12 protein-coding genes and 1 pseudogene are annotated in these 21035 nt (G+C 56.4%); 4 read left to right on the forward strand and 9 right to left on the reverse strand.

Annotated elements, in window-relative coordinates; all coding sequences use genetic code 11:
- Positions 1-31: 31 nt before the first annotated feature.
- Entirely contained in the window at positions 32-2383 is a 2352-nt protein-coding gene (locus tag FS804_RS20780) for a LuxR C-terminal-related transcriptional regulator (protein WP_186376937.1), read from the forward strand.
- Between the two features lie 538 nt (positions 2384-2921).
- On the opposite strand, the gene ggt is transcribed toward FS804_RS20780, so the two are convergent.
- Complete coding sequence (gene ggt, locus FS804_RS20790) at positions 2922-4685, reverse strand: gamma-glutamyltransferase (RefSeq protein ID WP_144578755.1); 1764 nt, start codon at positions 4683-4685, stop codon at positions 2922-2924.
- Positions 4686-5389: 704 nt separating this feature from the next.
- Between ggt and FS804_RS20795 the strand changes: the two genes are divergently transcribed.
- Positions 5390-6769 carry a hypothetical protein gene (locus tag FS804_RS20795; protein ID WP_144578792.1) on the forward strand — a complete coding sequence of 460 codons (1380 nt, stop codon included), beginning with the start codon at positions 5390-5392 and terminating at the stop codon, positions 6767-6769.
- A gap of 98 nt (positions 6770-6867) precedes the next feature.
- On the opposite strand, the pseudogene FS804_RS25225 reads toward FS804_RS20795, so the two are convergent.
- From FS804_RS25225 to aspT, 3 genes and pseudogenes are all read right to left on the reverse strand, one after another.
- Positions 6868-7005, reverse strand: a pseudogene (locus tag FS804_RS25225) (TetR family transcriptional regulator); the annotation flags it as partial.
- Positions 7006-7248: 243 nt separating this feature from the next.
- Positions 7249-8889 (reverse strand): bifunctional aspartate transaminase/aspartate 4-decarboxylase, encoded by a 1641-nt coding sequence (locus FS804_RS20805; protein ID WP_144578756.1) that lies wholly within the window; start codon positions 8887-8889, stop codon positions 7249-7251.
- 11 nt (positions 8890-8900) lie between these two features.
- Positions 8901-10583: an aspartate-alanine antiporter gene (aspT, locus tag FS804_RS20810; RefSeq protein WP_144578757.1), complete on the reverse strand. Its 1683-nt coding sequence runs from the start codon at positions 10581-10583 to the stop codon at positions 8901-8903.
- Positions 10584-10912: 329 nt separating this feature from the next.
- Between aspT and FS804_RS20815 the strand changes: the two genes are divergently transcribed.
- Entirely contained in the window at positions 10913-11620 is a 708-nt protein-coding gene (locus tag FS804_RS20815) for a helix-turn-helix domain-containing protein (RefSeq protein WP_186376939.1), read from the forward strand.
- Between the two features lie 12 nt (positions 11621-11632).
- On the opposite strand, the gene FS804_RS20820 is transcribed toward FS804_RS20815, so the two are convergent.
- The 4 genes from FS804_RS20820 to FS804_RS20835 form a co-directional block, all read right to left on the reverse strand.
- A complete protein-coding gene (locus FS804_RS20820; protein WP_144578793.1) occupies positions 11633-12370 on the reverse strand; it encodes a response regulator in 738 nt (245 codons plus the stop codon).
- Positions 12371-12600: 230 nt separating this feature from the next.
- Positions 12601-14439, reverse strand: coding sequence for a glycosyltransferase family 2 protein (locus tag FS804_RS20825; protein ID WP_144578759.1), 1839 nt, complete (start codon positions 14437-14439; stop codon positions 12601-12603).
- Complete coding sequence (locus FS804_RS20830; protein ID WP_144578760.1) at positions 14433-16016, reverse strand: hypothetical protein; 1584 nt, start codon at positions 16014-16016, stop codon at positions 14433-14435. The genes FS804_RS20825 and FS804_RS20830 overlap by 7 nt, the downstream gene beginning before the upstream one ends.
- Positions 16009-17223, reverse strand: coding sequence for an NAD-dependent epimerase/dehydratase family protein (locus FS804_RS20835; protein WP_144578761.1), 1215 nt, complete (start codon positions 17221-17223; stop codon positions 16009-16011). Before FS804_RS20835 ends, FS804_RS20830 begins: the two co-directional genes overlap by 8 nt.
- A 460-nt stretch (positions 17224-17683) precedes the next feature.
- Between FS804_RS20835 and FS804_RS20840 the strand changes: the two genes are divergently transcribed.
- Entirely contained in the window at positions 17684-18082 is a 399-nt protein-coding gene (locus FS804_RS20840; protein WP_144578762.1) for a hypothetical protein, read from the forward strand.
- A 62-nt stretch (positions 18083-18144) separates the two neighbouring features.
- On the opposite strand, the gene FS804_RS20845 is transcribed toward FS804_RS20840, so the two are convergent.
- Positions 18145-20814 (reverse strand): HAD-IC family P-type ATPase, encoded by a 2670-nt coding sequence (locus tag FS804_RS20845; protein ID WP_144578763.1) that lies wholly within the window; start codon positions 20812-20814, stop codon positions 18145-18147.
- Positions 20815-21035 lie beyond the last annotated feature (221 nt).

The following is a 21035-nucleotide window of genomic DNA, read 5'->3' on the forward strand; positions in this document are numbered from 1 at the left end:
TTTTAGTGATTAAATCTCCTATTCCTTGCGAATGACGCTGTTACCTCGAACCCGCCTTTGCCGTCGCATCGCCCGCCAAGCCGCCGGTGTCGTTTTTCTGCGTGCGCCAGCGGGAGCGGGGAAAAGCGTGCTGCTGGAGATGATCGCGAAGGAACTGGGTGCCACCATATGCTGCACGCACCAGCCGCGAAGCGATGAGGTGGCCGATGGCTGCCTTCTATGGGATGTGCCGGTCGTTGCGCGGGCCGTGCGTATGCCTGCGAGTATTCTGGGATCGGTGCGGGTTTTGATCATTGCGTGCCGGCCGGATCAACGGATCAGCGGGCTGGCGCGACAGATCCTGCATCGCGGTTCGCTCACCGTTGGGCCGGATGAACTGGCACTGGGGAACGATGAAGCCAAAAGCCTTCCGTTTGAACAGCGACGCATCGCCCTTGAGGATTTTGCGGGATGGCCGGCCTTCCTGGCGTTGGCGCGGCAGCCGGATGACAGCCTGTGTGCAGAGTATCTGCGGGAAAACTATCTGTCGCATCTTTCTCCTGGCCAGACGGCCGAGCTCTGCTTCTGGCTCGAAAAACCGTCTGCGGAACCCAAGGCGGAGTGGAGGGACCTGCTCCCACCTTTCCTCACCGGACATCCAGAGCAACATCCAACGCTCATCCGACTTTTGACCTTGGCCGCACGGGAACGCCTCGCGATTTTGCAGGCCGGCAACGCGGTGGTGGAGGTCGCGTCCGCTTTTGAAAGGGCAGGGCATTCGCTAGCGGCGATGGCGATGTTGCTCGACCGGGGTTATGAGACCCACGCCGCACAAATCCTTGAACGCGCTCACGGTCGTGAACTCATCTACCGAAGCAGCATCGACAGGTTTCGCGAGACCATCATGCGGTTTTCACAGGAGATGATTGCGACGAATGAAACCGTCCTTTTTGCGGTGACCCGCGCCCTGCTGAAACAGGGCGAGTTGCAGCGCGTGCGGCATCTCGTCGGCAAAAGCCTTGGATCGGATTATCTCGATCCGCTGAAGGTGCTTGCGCGGGACTCGCGATTCTCTTTTGCCGCCCGAACCTTCCGGCTGAACCTGATGATCGCCGAGGACTTGACGCCAAACGACGCGATGATAGCGCGTCTCGGCGAGTTCATGGCTGATTATCCATTGGACGATCACGGCAAGTGGGCTTCATACTACAATGCGTTGCTTGAATTCGAAATCCGCCGCCGCAATTTTCGCGAGGCGGAGGCGGCTGCCGCCCGCGCGCTCATCTATCTGCGCAAGATGGGCGGCCAGCCTTTGCTCGAATTCTTCATTCATCTGCATCAGATCGTGCTGCGGCTGATGAGCGGTGACGTGCTCCTGGCGCGCCGAGCCGCGCAAGAAGCGCGCGCAAGGCTGGAACAGGTGCCACACGATGCCGCCCAGGAATTCCGGATGTTGCGGCTTGCAGAAGCCTGTCTCGCCTATGAAGCGGGGAAGCCGCGCGATTTGCTGCATTTCGTTGAGCACGAATTCGATCACTTCGCCGCCGCTGAAATCTGGCCAAGCTTGATGCAGTTTGCGATGTTTTACGCCTCGCAGGTGCTGATCGACCATTTCCCGATGACCGTTCGTGCGGGTTTTCTGGACGGTCTCTGGATCCACCTCTCGGAAGGGCTCCAGTTCCATGCGATGATGGAGATCAGAACCGCTATCGCCTACCAGAATGCCAATCGCTGGGCGGATGCTGCCGCCACTCTTTCGGCAATCCGTATGCCGATGGGCCGCAACTGGGTAGAAAGTGCGCATGAGGACCTGTCAAGACTGACGCGCCGCGACGAAATCGCTTACGTCATGGCTTGGCTGCGCGACGCCGTGCATCTTTTCACGCCGCGTGCTTATCTCTCTCGCCAGATTGATGCGATGATCGCCAATCCCAAAGTGACCAACCGGGAAAAAGTGGCACTCAGGATCTGGCAGGGCTACGCCGCCCACCAGCGCCGCGACAATGCTGCCGCCCGCGCGCATATTCTCACAGCTCTAGAATCGGCGACCCGCCTTGGTTGCAGAGGTGTATTGTCAGAGGAGCGCATCTTCCTGTCTCCGCTTTTGAACAATCGTCGCATCAGGAGTTTCATCGAGACCTCTTCCGATGTCCGTACCGCGCTGTCGATATTTGCCGACTCGGTAAACTCCCCGCAGGCACGCGCCATGCATGGCGGGCTTTCCCAGCGGGAAGCGCAGATGCTTCAGCTGCTTGCCGGCGGCATGTCGAACAAGAAGATTGCCCAGACGTTGAACATCTCGGAAGTGACGGTAAAGTTTCACCTGGGGAACCTTTTCCGCAAGCTTGATTGCAAGCGGCGCTCAGAAGCCATTCGTGCAGCAAAGGCTCTGGACTGGCTTTAAGACGTCTGCGACTCTGAGATGCCGCGCGCGCTCAGCCACATTGGGAGCACGTGCGCCATGAAGGCACGGTCGGTCCACGTCGTGGCAGGCACCAGCGTAGCCGCCGAAACACCTGTTCCCGAGACCCTGAGCAGCACCGCCTCGACATGCGCGCGGGTGATGGGCGCGCTCCGGAGCCAGCTCCACGAAGGGAATAGCCGGTAAATTCGGGCTCGTGCCGGCAATGGCAATGCCCGCCGCTTTGCGCACCACGCTGCGCGCTGCGTCCGCACCCGCAAGCCAGCGCCCTCGAAACAACCTGCCGCCTGCTTGCACGCTGATGTCCTCAGCGGAATTCTCAAATTCTCCAGTGCAAATCCGCGCCGTCTCAACGCCAAGGGCTTCGGCCCGTGCTGCCAGAACGGCTTCGATCCTTGGCATATCGGTGCCAAGGTTCCTTAATGCGCAGAGAGCGATCTTTCGGTTGCCAGTTTATGCGGTCCGAAATTGGCAGTTGCATGGATTGCCGCCGTCAGCGTCAAAGCCCTGGAGCCGCACTTCACATTCCTCCCCCTATAACCGCCCCCTCGCGTCGTGGATCGGCGCTGCCCGCCAAACCCTGGGCATTTATCTCGATCGCATGCAAACCGGAATTCATCTCACCCGGTTTCACCTCGTAACCCAGTGCCTTCAGCGGCCCGGCCAGTTCTTCCGCGCTGGTGCCTGCCTCGATGTCGTAGGTGCCGAACCGGTTGATCAGGTGCGGCTGGGCGACGATCGCTTCGACCGGCATGCCCCAGTCGACATACGCGATCAGCGCCTGTGCCACATAGCCGATGATCTGGCTGCCGCCCGGCGAACCGATGGCGAGCAGTGGCTTGCCGTCCTTCATCACGATGGTCGGGGCCATGGAGGAGCGCGGCCGTTTGCCGGGTTCTACGCGGTTGGCGATCGGCAGGCCGCCATCATGGGTTTTGAAGGAAAAGTCGGTCAACTCGTTATTGAGCAGGAAGCCGTTCGTCATCAGACGCGAGCCGAAGCCGTTTTCGATCGTCGTCGTCATCGAGACCACATTGCCCTGCCTGTCGACAATGACAAAATGGCTGGTGGAGGGCAATTCGAGCGCTGCATCCCGGCCGAAAAGCTGCGCGTGGTCCCACTCCGGCTGGCCGGCCTTAACGGCTTCCTTGGGCAGTGCCTTGTCGCCGTCGAGCAGCTTTGCCCTTTCGCCCAGATACGACTTGTCCAGCAGGCCCTTGACCGGAAGCGGCACGAAACCGGTATCAGCGACGTAACGCTCGCGGTCGGCGAAGGCGAGACGTTGCGCGTCGCCGATAATTCGCCAGCTTTCGACGTTTTTCGGCCCCAGGGACTTGAGATCGAAATTCTCCACCAGGCCGAGCATCTGGCCGATGGCGACGGCGCCTGACGATGGCGGCGCCATGCCGCAAACATCAAGGCCACGATAGAGAAAGCAGACCGGGTCGCGCTCGATGACGCGATAGTTGGAAAGATCGGAAAGCGACAGCACGCCGGGATTGTCGGTGGCCTCGCGCACAGTCTTGACGATCTCCTCGGCAATTCTCCCCTTGTAGAAGGCGTCTGCGCCGCCTTTGGCGAGGGCCGAAAGCGTCTCGGCATAGGCAGGGTTTTTCAACAGGGCACCGGTTTGCAGGGCCGCGCCGGAGGTGTCAAAGAAATAAGACCGCACCTCTGGATATTTCTTCAACCGGTCGCCCTCCGAGGCGATCAGTGACGCAAGGCGCGGCGACACTTTGAAGCCCTCGGTCGCCAGCCTTTCCGCCGGCTTCAGCAGGCTTGCCCACTCTGCCTGTCCATAGCGTGTGTGGGCTTCCTCGAGAAGTCGCACCGTTCCGGGGGTACCAACGGAGCGGCCGCCTACCACGGCTTCCATAAATTTAAGCGGCTGACCGGCTCCATCCAGAAAGAGTTTGGGTGTGGCATCGCTCGGCGCGGTCTCGCGGCCGTCCAAAGTCGTCAGCTTGCCGGTTTTTGCATTGTAATAGACGAGGAAGGCGCCCCCGCCGAGCCCGGAACTCTGCGGCTCAACGAGGCCCAGCACGGTCTGCACCGCCACCATCGCATCTATGGCGTTGCCGCCTGCGGCGATCACGTCGCGCCCCGCCTCTGCCGCCAGCGGATTGGCCGCTGCGACCATGAAGCCTTTTTCCTCGACACGTTTGGCTGTCGTAACGTCAGTTGCTTTCTCGGGGGCCACCGTATCAGAGGCCTGCTGGGCGACGGCGATTGCGGTGGAGAGCACCAAGGCGAGAACCGCTTCACCGAGAATTCTCATTGTCATGGTTTTATCCTCCAGAGGGCATGAGCCGTTAATGCATGACAGAATGCAGTTTCATCTGATCGAGCTCAATCATAGCATTCCCCCAAATCTTTTCGTTGGCGGACAAAGCGCGACCGTAATTTAAATAAGGCCAGTGTATGCGCGCAGACCATCTGAGATAGCGCAATGCCATGAAATTGTCACGCCAACGGCTATCGCGCCTTGGTGAGCGACGAGTGGAGGCGATCCAGAGATTAGTCGAGGCAAGAGGCGGCTTTTTCGGCTTGCGAGTTTCGCAGCGAACCGGAGATCATTTTGAATGGGATCGGGAGACAGTTCGATTTAAGTTATGCGCTGGCGCGTCCAGCATGGCGTGATATCGTTCTTTGGAGTGCGGTCGAGTATTCTTCTGCCCAGGGCGGCTCCTCCGCCGTCATTATATCGGGGTTCAGGTCAGCGGTTGTGGCGTAGACCTTAGATAAACTGTCGCGTAATCCGACAGCCCGCCTCAAAACTCGAGACGCAATAGCTTCCAATTTCTCGCGGGAGAATACCGCTGGAATTGAAGGCGAGGGTCGAAAGCCGGGTGCGGGTGCAGGCCGATTTCACGTTTTGAAATGAACGGTCACCGAAAATGAGTTCCCATTTTGTGCCATCGCGGTCATGTATTCGGGAAAGCTTGTATGAGCAGTGTTCGACTGCACACGAATCAAAGAGTTGACGGCATGGAAAATCCGTTTGCACTGAATCGTCTCTCCGAAAACACCGTCTTCCGTAAAGGCGATGTTTTCGTACTCTTCGGCGAGCTGTTCGGTCGCGGATACGCTACCGGCTTGCTGGACGAAGCCAGACGGGCTGAAATGGAGATCGTGGGGGTTACCGTGGGGCGTCGCGACGGGAGTAACGCGTTGCGGCCGCTTAACGCCGAGGAACTTTCTTCGGCGGAGGCCCAGTTGGGCGGCAGGATTATCAATATACCTCTTATGGCGGGGTTCGATCTCGACGCGCCGGCAGGCGGCCCAACTCCCACAGATCTCCTGGCAAAGATGACGCTTGAGAGCTGGGAACACGACAAGCTCGACTGGGACTATGTCGGGCAATGCCGCGACATCGCCACGGCGCGTTTTACGGAGTCGCTTTCAAAGGTCATGGCCGTTCTTGATGGAATGATCGACGATGGCCGCAATGTTTTCTTCGCCCACACAATGGCCGGGGGCATTCCGAAGGCGAAGGTATTCCTGGTCGTCGCCAATCGAATCTACAAGGGAACTGGCGCTCGCCACATGTCATCGCAGACCTTGCTCGACAGTGACATGGGAAAACTCATTCTACAGAATTTTGAGGATGTCTCCGCAAACACCTTTCGCTATCTCATTGATTTCAGCGCGGCGATCCGCGAGCGCGTGGAAGCTTCGGGTGGTCAGGTACGATATACGGCCTATGGTTACCACGGATCGGCAGTCCTCATTGACGGAAGCTATCGTTGGCAGACCTACACCAATTACACCCAGGGTTACGCGAAGATGCGGCTCGAAGGCATTGCAGAGCAAGCCTGGGCGACAGGGGTAAAGGCAACTGTCTATAACTGCCCCGAAATCCGGACCAATTCATCCGATGTGTTCACGGGTATCGAGCTGCCCCTGATACCGCTGCTGCTTGCGTTGAAGAAAGAAAACGGTGGTCCGTGGGCGGACGAACAGTGGCAAGCCTGCCAGCGGCTTCTGGCAGACGGTTTTACCATGAACGATGTTTTCCGGAAGATCACCGACATGCAGGCCAGCGAGGTCATGCGTCCGTTCTATGATTTTTCGGCCTGGCCCATGGCAAACAGCCAGGCGCAGGCCGATCTGACCATTGGCACGTCAAACGAGATCACCCAGATGCATCGGGATGGCAAGGTAATGATCAGCGACCTCCTGAGCGGTCTCGTTGTGAAGGCAACCGGGCAGCTAATTTTCGGCGAATCGTCCGAACCCTCCGGTCCCGTCCTGTGGCTCAACCATGATATCGTGGCTCGGCGCCTTAACGCTTCCCACCCGCATTCGAAGTCTCCCGCGCCGCTCGTCGCACAGGGAATGGAACCCTCACACGTTGAGATGGCGTGAAGGCTTCCAAGCTTAACTTCAAAGCTGGGTGTTTTGAGCATGAAGCGACGAACTGGTGACGAGAAAAGCCCTCATTATATCCTGCAAGTGCTGCCAGGCTATCCGAGAGCGTGGTCGACGTCATCGCGTGCGGCGATGACCATGATGACGACCCACCGGCAATAGGATTCGATTTCGTTGTGGTTCTCCGCTCTCGCCTGATCGAAGCGAGCGATAATCAGGAGATCGGATCCTTTGCCCCGGCGTTTCATTCCCGCGATATGCTGTGCATGGTGTTCAGCGCGGACGCCGGGTTCCAGCAGGTGAAGGGTTCGGTGCCGTGGAGCTGGGTCACAAACGCTGGGTAAACTGGAACGCTTTGCCAGGGCGCTATAAATGCGCCGGAACTCTTGGCGATGTCGATCGCCCATGCGACGGAGCCTTCATTCAGGCTCGTTTTGCCACGGGTGCTCTGATCTGTGCTGAGAGCAAGAGCGGATTTAATCCTTGCCTTCAGGTCCGAACCCTACTTGATCATTGTCGCGCGAATTCAAATTCCTCTCTTTTAGATACAGATGATATTCTTGATCCGCCATGCTTCTGAGAGCCTTCCCTATGATAGAATATTGATATTCGTTCAGATTTGCTAAACTGACCCGGCCTGCTGGTTGTCGAGTCCCGAATCCACTTCCGGGGAGCAGCACGATGCCGGTCTCATCCGCAATGCGAAATAGCAGATCCATAGCGACGTATCGCTCTCTCACCCAGGCTGCAAAATCTTCGCCATGGAGTTTAGACGCGATATCCTCCAGATCGAGCAGTGTATAATAGTCGACCGACAGAGAATCGGCGTGTGGCGGTACACCGAGCTCCCGGAAGAGCGCCGCCTCCCTGCGATGGATGAGCTTCTTCAATTCGGCTTTGTAACCGTCGCTGTCATCCATGAGGCAGAATAAGGAGAACAGGACCATCTGTACCTGCTGTGGGGTCGATAGGCCAGCAGTGTGGTTCAGGGCAACAGCACGACTGTCTGCAACCAGGCGATCAATGAACTTGAGGTTCTTCACGTCCGGCAATAGCGTCCCGTATCGGCGACTGAGAGCATCGGTGATGTCCTCAGGTAGCGCCGCTATGCGTTCGTCGAAACAGTTTTGCTTGTGTGTTGCGATGACGCCAAGCCGCCATCCAGTGGCGCCAAAATATTTGGAGAACGAATAAACCAGTATTGTGTTACGGGGGCAGATTGCAAACAGGGACCGGAAATCTTCTGCGAAGGTGCCATAGACATCATCTGTCAGAATGAACAGGTCCGGCCGCTCGGCCACGATTTCAGCGATCTTGTTGAGGCTTCGATCATCTATTTTAACCGATGGAGGATTGCTCGGATTGACGCAAAAGACAACTTTGATGGCAGGATCCCGTAACTTCTCCAGCTCGTGGTCCGGATATTGCCAGCCAGCCAAGGGATCAGCTTCGATCTCAATGAGATCAAGCCCATATTCTGAAAGCTTGGGTATCTCGATATAGGGTGTGAATACCGGTATGCCGATTGCGACTTTGTCGCCTTGTGCAATCAAGTTATTTTTCTTCAATGTATCGAAGATGTAGGCCATTGCTGCCGTTCCGCCTTCCACCGCGAAAAGGTCTATCTCGTCCGAGGACAAATCGCCGCCGATCATTTCCTTGACGATGTACTGACGGACAATCTGTTCGCTGACGGATAACATGCGGGGCGGGACGGGATAGTTGCACCCCAATACGCCTTCGACCATTTCATGAAGGAATGCGGAATCAGATAGTCCTAGCTGATCACGAACGTAACTGAGCGAGCGCGCCAAAAATAGTACGCCTGGCTGTTCCCGGTGTTCCGAAGTGTAACGCTCGAAACGCGACTCGATCCCCTCGATTCTGGGGAGACCACCAACGCCATAGGGCATGTAGGAGTAGGAAAGCTCAGCTTCTGAGACAGCAAACAGGCCCAGTTGGAAAAAGGCCCGTCGCGGCAAAGTTGCCAGAAAATTGGGATTTCCACGCCCCGCATTGAGCATGATGCGGTTTGTTTTGCCTGATGCGAGCCTGATCAATTCGTCCTTTAGCTCGAAAGGGCTGAGCTTCGAATACTGGCTGTAATCGGATATCATGGACTTCTCCTTCAAGCCAAAGCGACCACGAGCGGGCCGAGCAAAGTGAGAAAAACATTCGCCAGAGCGTAGGTTATGGCGAAGGATGTGGTGGGGACCGAATTGCCAGCCTTCTCAAGAACTTCACCAAATGCCGGATTGGCGCTTCGCGATCCCGACAAAGCGCCCGCAAATACTGCGGTGTTGTCATAGCGCAGCACGTAACGGCCAAAGATCATGGTGATGAGAAGCGGCACGGTTGTTACGAGTACACCCACGAAAAACAGTGTGAGCCCGCTGTCGACGATAGTGCTGACCGCTTGTTGTCCTGATTGAAGGCCGACGACGGCGACAAAACCCGCCAGACCGAGGTCTCTGAGCAGCGTTGACGCTCCGGTGGGCATGTTGCCGATCGTCAGTCTGCGGGTGCGATACCATCCGAAAGCCAATCCCGCCAAAAGAGCGCCACCACCGCTGCCAAGGGTGAGCGGCACAGAGCCAATGCGAACGACCAGGAGACCCAGAAGCAACCCCGCGACGATGCCGGCTCCGTGGTAAACAAAGTCGGTTTTGTCACTGGGCAAGATGAAGGGGCCGACGATCTTTGCGGCGCGCTGAACATCGTCGGCGGTACCGTACAACGTCACCACGTCGCCGGCCTTTATGACGGTGTCCGGTTCGAGCGGGAGCGGCTTTCCTGTGCGGTTTAATCCGAGAACATAAACGCCATGACGGACACCATTCGTCGTACGGTCTGCTATGTCTTTGACGCCGTGGCCAATGATTTCGCCGTTGGTAATGGCAGCGTCCCGTTTTACCATGACGAGGTCCATCCCATCAGATGTCTCTATTTCCGTGCCAAGGGATGGGACGGCGCCTACGATCGCAGCGCGTCGTCCGACGACGAGGATGACGTCGTCCAGCTGGAGGATCTCGTTCGGGTTAAGGCCAATAATCGAACCGCCACGTTTAAGGCGTTCAACCGTCAGGCCGGGAACGAGCCTCTCGATTTCGCTGACGGTCTTTCCCGCGAGAGCATTCACGCGATAGAGCCGCCCCACGAGATCGGGTGCGGCTGGTTGTTCACCCACGCCATAAATCCGGCTGCCCGCCAGCAGAACGGCCTCTGCCTTCATAGCATCGTCCCGTATGCTGCGTCCCGTAAACCAGGGCAGAACATTAACGCAGACGATGATGGCGCCCAACGAACCAAAAATATATGTGACGGCATAGCCGACCGCGACATTGGCCTGCAGCGTTTGAATTTCGGCGGGTGCGAGCTGGAGCTTCGCGATTGCGGCGCTCGCGGTTCCGATAATGGCTGATTGCGTCAGCGCGCCCGCGGCGATACCGGCGGCAAGGCCTTTGTCCAAACCGGTGAGACGGGCCAGGACAATGACGGTTGCTAGGCCAGACGCTGCCAGCACAGCCGCCATTGCAATTTCTTTCAGCGAATGGCGCCCAAGCGAACGGAAAAATTGCGGGCCGCTTTCGAAACCCACCGCGTAAATGAACAATGCAAACAACACGGATTTGATGCCGTTGTCGATGGCTACCCCGGCTTGACTGATAAGCACCGCGACGAGCAGGGAGCCAGCGACACCGCCCAGTTGAAATTTACCGAAGTAAACTTTGCCTAGCCAGTAACCGCACGCAAGGGAAAGAAAGAGTGCGATCTCCGGGGACTGGGCGAAAATCGAATGCAGGTACGACATACGACTAACTCCCAGGTCGCGATCGATGCTCGTCCAGTTAGTGGACGCATGACGCTCGCGAACAACACGAGCTTAAGGTCTACATTCGTGCTCCAGCATAGCGGTCTCGGTGTTATTCGCGATGACCAGAGTCAATGCACGGCGGATTCCTCGGAAAAAGCGTCCTGACCGACCGGCAAATTCAAATAGCCTGCATCGGCAATCGTGCGCCTTCATAACTCGCGTCTTTCGTGGCGGGCGCGTCATTCTTTGTCACGCGCTGTTACTGCATGGGCATCCAAAAATTACACGCCTAGGTTAATTTAGCAGTTTGTATGGAGGAGCTCGAGATGAATGAAACGTTTAACGCCAATGGTCATGACACCGCTTTTACGGGGACAGTTCCTGGAACTGCACCCCTGCTTCTGCGTCTCTTTGCAAACAGACCCGTCGAACACTTGCGATACGAACAGCCCCTTCTGCCCAGCGGTCCTGAAAGCAATCAGTCGGTGCTCGTCCTGAATGGTGCGTTGAGATGCGTTATTTTATTGGCAGACGGGCGTCGGACGGTGACCCGTTTTTCCTACCAAGGAGAAGTTCTTGATATCTCTCCTGACAGAATCGGGCCTTGTATGGTCGAGGCGGCGAGCCCAACGCGCATCAGCAGGGTGGGGCGAACGGCAATCGAAAGGTATAGTGAGGAAAACCCTCAACTTCGATCGCAGGTTGCGCAATGGAGAAGCTGTGAGATCACCTCAAGCCTCGACCATATGTTGCTGCTCGCATGCAAGACCGCGCAAGAGCGACTTTGTTCTTTCTTAATCGACTTTGTCATTCGCAACCATTTGTCTGTCCAAAACGACGTGTGTCTCGAGTTGCCGATGTGCCGCAGGGACATAGCCGATCATCTAGGCATGACTATCGAGACTGTTTCGCGAACCTTCACCAAACTGATCTCGAGCGGAGCGTTAAAATTGGAGAACTGCCGCGGACGAAAAACGATCGTCATTAAAAAGCCGGCACTGCTCGCTCGTCTCGCAGCCTATGATCCTGAATGAAATTTCGAGCTGTCATTCACCCGTCTTTCTTGTCTTTCTGACGGGAACACCGAGTGAGTATCCAATTCCGTGCACGGATTTGACGATCTGGGGATTGTGGATGTCGTTCTCGATCTTTCGCCGTAGCCGCATGATCTGCGCGTCAATGCTTCTATCCATTCCTTCGAAACGTCGCGACCTGGTTTCGACCATCAAAAAGTCGCGGCTCAAAACGCGACCGGAGTGGGAAACGAGCGCCATCAACATGTTGAATTCGCCCGTCGTTAAAGGGACCGCCTCTGTATTTTTGAGGAGGGTTCTCGTATCCGGATCGAGCTGGAGATTGTGAAAGCGATAGACATGACTGCCGCTTTCTTCTGCTGCCGTCTTTGTTCGTCGCAGGACTGCCCTTACACGGGAATATATTTCCTGCAAGTCGAACGGCTTGGTAATGTAGTCATCCGCACCGACTTCAAGGGCGACGATCTTATTCGTCAGGTCACCTCTTCCCGAGATAATGAGAATTGGTACGTTCGACTTGTTCCGGATTTCCCTGACGAGATCGATGCCGTCATCCTTCCCCGGAAAGGTCAGATCAAGCAGTATGGCATCAAACTGGTTCCCTGTGAGCATATTTCGCATTTGAAGGCTGTCAGCGGCGGTCCAAACTTCGTATCCCTCGTCCTGAAAAAATTCCTTCAAGATGTGACGAATATCAGGATCGTCGTCTACGACTAGAAGTTTAGCGGAGTACTCGTTTTTCAAGGCCATGGCTTGCGTCCTGATGATCGGGCTCTTGTCGATCAATGCGTTATCTCTCTCCGACCAGACCTCGAAAAAAAATAAAGCAGGCCGCCCTGCAACCAGGTGACCACTGCCAGCCTGATCGGTGTAAGTCGGTTTTAACTCGCTGTCCCAATAGATGAGAAAAAAGCACCACTATCAAGTATAAATAGTAATACCTCAATTTTTCTACCTGTGGGAGAGAAAATTGATCAATGTTAATTCTGGATATGATCTGCCGACCGCGGACCCTGTCGTTCCGCATAAGTATTGAAATTTAATGAGAGAAGCGCCTCGAGGGTGAAATAGGACCGCAGCATTCTGAAGAAAATATACGGCCCCAAGAAGGCTGCCGCTTTAAGCCTGTGGTTCACGATGATGGCGACGATCGCGTTTAGAAAAGGAGCACCCAGCAACAGTGCGATGACCGCGGCGGCCGTGATCGTACTTTCCCGCTCATGAGGTAGAAAGGCGAGATAAAGAGACGCGAAAAGCAAAAGTGGTAATGCCATTGCTCGGCGCGCCGAGTTGATTAACATATACGGCAATACAAGCCACCCCCTCGAACTTGGTCGGCGAGGGAAGAGGCAATTGCGGTTGCGGGCTGCCACATGGAACACGGATCTGAACCACCGATGCCGCTGCTCACGCAGGTGGCGGAAGGTTCTCGGAACCTCGGATATGTAGGTTGCTTCGGGGTCAACAACGAGATGATAGCCGGATTCGCCGATCCGAAGGGCGATATCGGTGTCCTCTCCGTTGATTCCCGTGGCGAAGCCTCCAACATCGCGCGCTGCCTTGGTCAAATAGCAAGCAAACATTCCCGGAATTCCGAAAACTGCGTCGATGGCGCCGAGTGCGACTTGATCGTAACCCATCTTCAACAGGACCTCGATTTCTCGGGAGCCATCAAATAGGCCGCCGCCAGGAGGCAGAGCGAGCGCCCCCACCACGCCTGTGTTTTTTTTGCAAAGTAATGAGAATGTTCTTTGGAGTGTGTCGGCCGAGACGAGGGTATCGGCATCCAGACGCGCAAAATAGTCTGTTTCCACCATGGCAAGAGCTCGATTGAGAGCGAAGGCTTTGCCTTGGCGGGGTTCGCTCAGGACTTTCCATCGAATGCCGTTGGTTTTCTCAAAAGAGGCGGTCGCCAGGGCCGCTGTTTCGTCTGTAGAGTTGTTGTCTACTAAAATGACATTTACACCACCGCTATATTCTGCAGCAGCTTCCGCTGTGTTGGCGACAAGGGCTTCGATCAGATGCGCTTCATTAAAAGCCGGAATGATCAACGTCACGTCTGGATTATCGGCAGGCGTTGGGGAGAATAAAGCCTGCACGGCAGCAATAATGTTGAGGATGAAGAAGGCGAGTGGCACGAGCAGGAATATGCCAATGTTGACACCGCCCAGAAGTGCGAGGCTACGCATCTTCTCGATGATCGTCAGGTCCGCGTTTGCAACCGCCAGTGAGACAGCTCCTGATAGAAGTAGTACCGACAGCACGATGATGACTGACGAGATTTCATACCTGTTGCTGACGGGCGCATCCGCCAATGGCGGGAGATCTGCATTTTCCAATAGAAACAAGGAAAACAGCAAAAAGCCCGCAAGAGCTGTCGCGAGTTGGGCCACAAAATGAGACGCCTGCACGGGCGCGAGAAAGCCAATGAGGGAATGACACAAATCGAACACCGCGCAGAATAGCACGAAGGAAAAAATGAGGTGCAATCCGAACCTCAGTCTGGCCCTCCACGGCGCATCTATCGCGGACGCGAAGCCGGTGAAGAAGCCGATAAAAAACACACGCAATGGGATGCTGTAGTTTCCAGCATAATTCGAAAAGAGAATGTCGCCCTGCGGAAACACCTCGCGCAGGTGGCGCGATTGAGCGAAGAGCGCAAAAAGAAGAACTGAGGACAAGGTACAAAGACCGATAGCCTGGGGCGCGCAATGGACGGGCAGCGTGTGGGCGTAGAGGGCAGGGCTCGAATCTGCTGAGCGATATTCCGACGCCCACAAAATGCGCCGCAAGGAGTTGATTTTGGCCTCGTTCACCACGTGACAATCAACCCCCTGCCGGGCTTTGCGTCGCTTTGTGCGCCGAGCCGCATGACGCTCAAGTCTCCGGAAGTGGAGCGTGGATTCTTGAAGACGACAAAGCCCTCTTTCGTCGTGCCGGCGACCTGTTGCGATGGCGTCTGGTTAAAATCGAAAGCGGAAATGGACAGGCGGGGTGTATCTTGCGGCTGCGCAGGTTTGACTGACAGCGGTAAGAGCAGTTCCAGCATGCCGGCTATTTCCGAGAGCGTGCCGGGGCCCGGTTCGCCGCTCGCGTTCAGGGTGACCGTTTTTTCGGCCGCGAGCATCTCAATCAAGGTCTGCTCGTCTGTTACGGGTCCCGAGGAGGGCAGCAAAAAGCTTGATGCCACCAATTGTGCGGCAGCCTCCGGCCCTGCGCGACAAATGGATCGGTTCGGTGTCTGGTCTACCAGTGTGATTGTGATGAGATTCCGGGATTTTTGGCGAGCGACCGGCAGAGCGATCAATGCATCCATCATCTCGATGTCGCCGTCAAAATTCCTGGCCTCAAGCAAATCTCCGTTGAGAGTGACGCGCAGGGCCCAGAGGCCTCCGGGCTGAAGCTGCGCCGGCTTGAGCCTGAGACTGAGCGCACCCGGTGCGCGTCCGTTGGGGAGGTCAGACAGCTTATAGTCAAGAAGCCAGCGCGTCGAACCTCTAAATGTGTGCGTAGCGAGATCCGGTGTCAGAGCAGAGACTGGAAGGGGCCACGTCTGCGCTTCAGTCGACGGCGTTGCCGCGCCCCGCAGACGGGCCAGTTCGGTTATCCCGCGTAAGCCGAAAACATCCAGCCTGCCGGGGTCGGCGGCCAAAAGATGCGCGTCGTTGTGCGGCTTCAGAGCGACATTGAAGTCATTCTCGGCGGAAGCTTTGGCATCGACGCCCTGACGGGAGAGCCATTGCGATGTCCAGGCAGTTAGCATCGCGTCGGATTCGGCGCGGATGAGCAGGGGTTCCGCAAGCCCTGCCGCGATGATATTGGGATCATTGGGCGCTTTATCAAATTCTACGACGAGCGCAGTCTCGGGAAGCACTTCGACTGCAGACCCCATGTTGACACTGTTCGTCGGGCAGATCGAACCATTTCCCGTGGTTCCCTCATCTTCCAGACGCAGCACAAGCCATCCTGCCGGATAATCTGCAGGAGAAAGATTATAAGTGAGGGCGTGTCTGTGCCTGCCCGCTGCGAGCGGCACGGAATCCCGCTGAACGTCATTGATGTACACGCGCAGCAGGCCGTTGCCGGCGTCCACAAGCCAGCTCTCCACTTCGAGCTGAAGTTGCGCGGCAGTTGCGTCGTCGGGAACGCGAAAACGCAAGGTGGTTTGAGAAGGAAACCCCTGAAGCCCGTGCCAACGATCCATGAATGGCATCGGTACCTTGAGATGTGACGCACCCTCTTCAAGGCGGGCGGGATAACGGGCCGCTTCGCCATCCACCAGTCCGGACATCCCGTCGGTGTGAAGCGTGGGCGTTCGCCCGCTGATGAAAAGTGCCGCGACCACGACAATAATTGTCACGACGGCGAGGGTCACAAGGCGCAGGATTTCACGCATGTCGGTTCCCCACTTTTTTCCTCACCACGCCAGGCTTCTGTTCGCGCGTCCATAGCGAGCGGGCTGCCACCGTTTCCGGCGCGTAGCGGAACCGAAAACGCCTTACGATTTCCAATGTCTCACGGAGCTGTTCGTGATGCAGCAGGACAGGTTCCCAGCCAAGCCCTTGGAAACCGGCGTTTGTAACCGCAAGATCGTTCTCTGCTGCCTCCTTGCGGGGATTGTCCACAAATGCAATCTGGGCATCGGTGTGACGCGCCACCATCTGTGCGACGTCGATGACGCGCTTCGTTTCAGCGACCTGATTGAAGATCTTTACGCGATCTCCCTTCTTTGGGGGATTTTGGAGCGCGAGATGCAGACACCTGACGGTATCGTTGATGTTGATGAAGCCGCGTGTCTGCCCACCAGTTCCATGCACGGTCAACGGGTGCCTCATGACAGCTTGTACGAGGAATCGGTTGAGTACCGTGCCGTAGTCACCATCGTAATCGAACCGGTTGATCAACATATCATGAAGGCGCGTCTCGTGGGTCTGAATTCCCCAAACGATGCCCTGGTGTAAATCCGTGATCCGAAGACGGTCATTATGGGCGAAGAACTGGAACATTAGTTGGTCCATGGACTTCGTCATGTGGTAGATCGAGCCCGGCTCAGTGGGATACAATATGGATCGTGGGTATCGAGTCCCATCAGGGCCGATGACCTCCACATCGATGTAGCCTTCCGGCATGGGAACTTCTGAGCCGTCGTAGCCGTAGACGCCCACAGTGCCAAGGTGGACAATGTGCGCGTCCATATCCAGTTCCACCAACGCTACCAGTAGATTGTGAGTACCGGAAATGTTGTTGTCGACCGTATACCTTTTATGTGTACTGCCGGCCATCGAGTACGGGGCCGAGCGCTGTTCGGCAAAATGAACAATCGCCGTCGGTTTGAATTCTCGTAACACACGTCGCAAGCCGTCATAGTCCCTTGCTATGTCGAGTTCGAAGAAGGGCATATCGCCATGTCCGAGGCGTGCCCAAATCGCAAGCCGGTCGGACATGGAGGCTATCGGCGTGAGACTGTCAGCCTTAAGTTCCATGTCGATACGACGGCGCGAGAGGTTGTCGAGGATGCCGACGCGATATCCCCGGGCGGAGAGATATAGAGCGGTTGGCCAGCCGCAAAAGCCGTCACCCCCCAACACAAGTACAGATTCCATGTCATTTCCTATAGTCGGTTGAGTCACAGTGGCCCGCCGCGATTTCGCGGTTGGGTGGTGGCAAAGGGATTGAGGGGCTGCATGGCGGATTTTCTTACGCCGCTCCTCCGCCGTTCGCCGAAGCCTTCCACGCGGATGAGATTCTCGAAATGGACGGGAGCTTCAACCAATGCTCGGTTTGCAAGCGAGGCGTCCATAACATCCCCGAAAACTCGCCCTTCTGAAGTTATCGGGAAGGAAAATAATATCTCTGAGACGTTAGATGATCTTATCGCACAGATTTCATGCTGCATTGAGGAATATCAAGGTCGGTTATTTTTGTCGGAATAAGAAATTTTTACTCAGGATTTGCGATCCGAAACTCCCACACACTCCCGTACGGCGGTTGACGAAGGTCAACGACAGACACTGATCTTGTAATACTCTTATCTTAAGGCGGGCGATGCTGATGGAGGTTAGGGTGAATACGTTTTCCACATTGTTGGCAGGTTTACTTTTCGGTCTGGCATCTAGCTGCACGACCGTTGAGCCACACACCGGCTTTGCGCTCTCCGCGCTGGAGGGCGACCGGCGTTGCCGCGTCCTTAGCTATAATGGCGAAGTGATCGTCCGGGAAAATAAAGCCAACGGCAATCGCAGTGCCTGGGGGGTCGGGAAATGCCCGAGGCTGCTGCCAGGCGGTGCTGGTGCCAAGATATGGAGGCAGGCGCGGATTACGGTGCCGACGGCTCACGTTGCGACATTGCAGACCAAACGCAACCCGGCAGGGGTTGTCCAGACAATTACGATCAGGCGCAACCATAATTACAAGCGGCCGGGACAGTTTTCTTACGTGTGGTTCAAACATCATCCGAACTGAGAAGGTCGCTCGGGCTTCATGGCTATAAAAGTCCGCAAGTCGCGTTGTTGGTGAGGCCAGTCTTATGAGGTCGCGCGGCTTGAGTTTCCGAAACCATTTCTGTGGCGGCTGTAAAGCTTGTCTACTTCCGTAACAATGATGATCGACGACGCCGCAGCGAGGGTAAGCACCCATTCAAGCAGCGATATCGGTGCAAGCTGCAACGTCCCGCTCAACCAGGGGATGTGCATTGCGCTTATGTGCAGGAACTGCGCCCCGGCGATGCTTGCGAGGAGAAGCGGATTTCCGAATGGAGACAGAGAGAAAATGGAGCGATGCTCCGAGCGGCTGGTGAAGGTCTGGACATTTTCGAAAGTGACAAAAAGAAGAAGCAGAAGATTGCGGGCCTGCGACACCTCATACCCTTGAGAAAGCAGCCAATAAAACGCGGCTACGCCCCCACAGCCGATAATCGTGGCTGACTGGATGACACGGCGGATCATGAGCCTGTCGAAGATCGGCTCGCCCGGGCGCCGGGGTGCGTGTATGAGTTCGTTTCCTTCCGGCTTCTCTCCGGCAAGGGCGACGTCTTGAATTCCATTTGTCACAAGATTCAGCCACAAGAGCTGCACGGGTAAAAGCGGCATCGGCAGGCCAAGCGGCAGAGCCAGTAGGAAGAGCAGCACTTCTGCCGCTCCGGTCGAAACAACCATAAGGATGACCTTGCGAATATTGGCATAGGCGGTCCGACCTTCGCTTATGCCACTGACGATGGAAGCGAAATTGTCATCGGTAATGACAATGTCGGCGCTTTCCTTTGCGACATCGGTTCCCCTGCGGCCCATCGCAACTCCCACGTGAGCATGTCTTAACGCGGGGGCATCGTTAATACCATCGCCTGTGACCGCAACAAAGTGTCCGTTGCGGGTCATGGAGAGTACAATTGCAAGTTTTTGCGCCGGTGCGACGCGGGCGTAAATTTTCGCAAATCTCGTCAATTTGTCCAATTCGTCCGGTCCTACGGCTTCGGCATTGCGTACCTCGTCGCCCGTGACGATCTGTTCGGGCTCGAGCGTCAATCCCGCTTCCGCCGCTATGGTAGCAGCCGTTTTGGGATCGTCACCCGTTACCATGGCAACTGCGACGCCTGCTGCGATGCATCTGCGGATAGCCGGTTTGACTTCAGGCCGGAGCGGGTCCTGCATTCCGATCAAGCCAAGGATTACCAGATTTTTCAGGTGCTGGTGGCCGAATGGCCCATTGATCCCGGTGCTGATTTCACCCTCCGCAAAAGCGAGGACCTTCAAACCCCTGGCCGCCATTTCTTCCTTTTGAGCGAGGAGCAGGCCACGGTCGATTTGTGCCGTTGCCGCGCCAGTCTCCATCCGGTCGGCCATGTCGACCAGCGTTTCCGGCGCCCCTTTCACAAAGACGCGGATATGACCATGCTCTCGATGGAAAGACGCCGCGTATTTGCGATCCGGTTCATACGGAATTCTGTTGATGAGCGGGTAATCGTCCTTCAGCGACCTTGGCGAAAGACCGATTGTCTGCGCGGCTGCCAGCAAGGCGATGTCGACCGCGTCACCGAGACCTTTCAACTCATCGCCCTCTTGAATGAGGACAGCCCCATTCGGAAGAGCGGCGGCCCTCATCAGCCGGGATATTTTCTCCCGCGTCTCTGGCGGCGTGGAAGTATCTGGATTGGCACCTGCTCTCAGCGATACTTCCGTACCGTCTGGCAAGCGGAGGTCTGTGACAGTGAGTTCGTTCAACGTCAGCGTGCCCGTCTTGTCGGTCGCGATCATCGTGCAAGAGCCGAGTGACTCCACCGCGGGCATGCTTCGAACGATGACATTATGCTTGGCCAGACGCCGCATGCTGATCGCCAAAGCAATGGAAATCGCGATTGGCAGGCCTTCGGGAATGGCACTGACGGCAAGCCCCACCGACATCAAGAACAGTTCGTCCCAGCCTATGCCCCGTATCAGGCCGACACACACAAGGAGGATCAGCGCAATTCCGACCGACCATGCAATGATCGTGGAAAAGCGTGATAGGCGAACCATGAGAGGTGGCTGGGAAACAGAGGGCTCGGCAATCGCCGCGGCAATCTGGCCCATTTGCGTGAAGGGTCCGGTCGCCGTCGCGCGGCCAATGCCGCGACCACGGGTGATAAGCGTGCCAGCGAACGCCCGGTCTTCAGGATGATTGTCAGCTTCCAACGGTTCAGTTCCCGCTGACTTGCGCACAGGCAGCGGCTCACCGGTCAGAAGAGATTCGTCGCATTCGAGATCGGTGGCTTCCAGAAGCACAAGATCAGCCGGGATGCGACTGCCGGCTTCAAGCATAATGATATCTCCGGGCACGACGTCGCGGGATTCGATTTCGAGCGCTGCGCCGTCTCTGAGGACGGTGGCGTGCGGTTGCTCAAGTTTGCGAAGTGCAGAAGCGGCTCGGGCTGCACTATATTCCTGCACAGTGCCGATCACACCATTAACGAGCAGTACGATGCTGATGAAAATTGCGTCCTGGACGTCACTGACAAACAGTGAGACGACGGCGGCGAACAGCAGAATATAGATTAACGGGCTTCGAAACTGCCGAATGAAAATTGCAAATGCAGATGGAGCGCGTGGCTCGGGCAGAAGATTCGGACCGTATTGATCGAGACGCGCGTGCGCGTCTTGCATCGACAGGCCGGCAAGGCCTGGCTGTTTTGAGGTGAGAGCCTGCGGAGCAGATTGTCTCATAACGAACCTCTGGTGCACATTCAGATGGCTGTTGCAGTCTGGCCTTTTTCGATGACGCTCCTTCGCACCGTTTATCGGGAGCTCTAATCAAATAACAAGCACTGTATTACTGCTAACACTGATCAATGTTCGGCGTATTGAGGAGAATCAATTACAGGGGGGGAATATTAGGGCACGATTACCTGGATATCGCGAGAATACATCCAGCAATCGGAGCCAGT

Source organism: Agrobacterium sp. DE0009, assembly GCF_007680755.1.
In the GTDB taxonomy this organism is placed as follows: Bacteria; Pseudomonadota; Alphaproteobacteria; order Rhizobiales; family Rhizobiaceae; genus Agrobacterium; species Agrobacterium tumefaciens_B.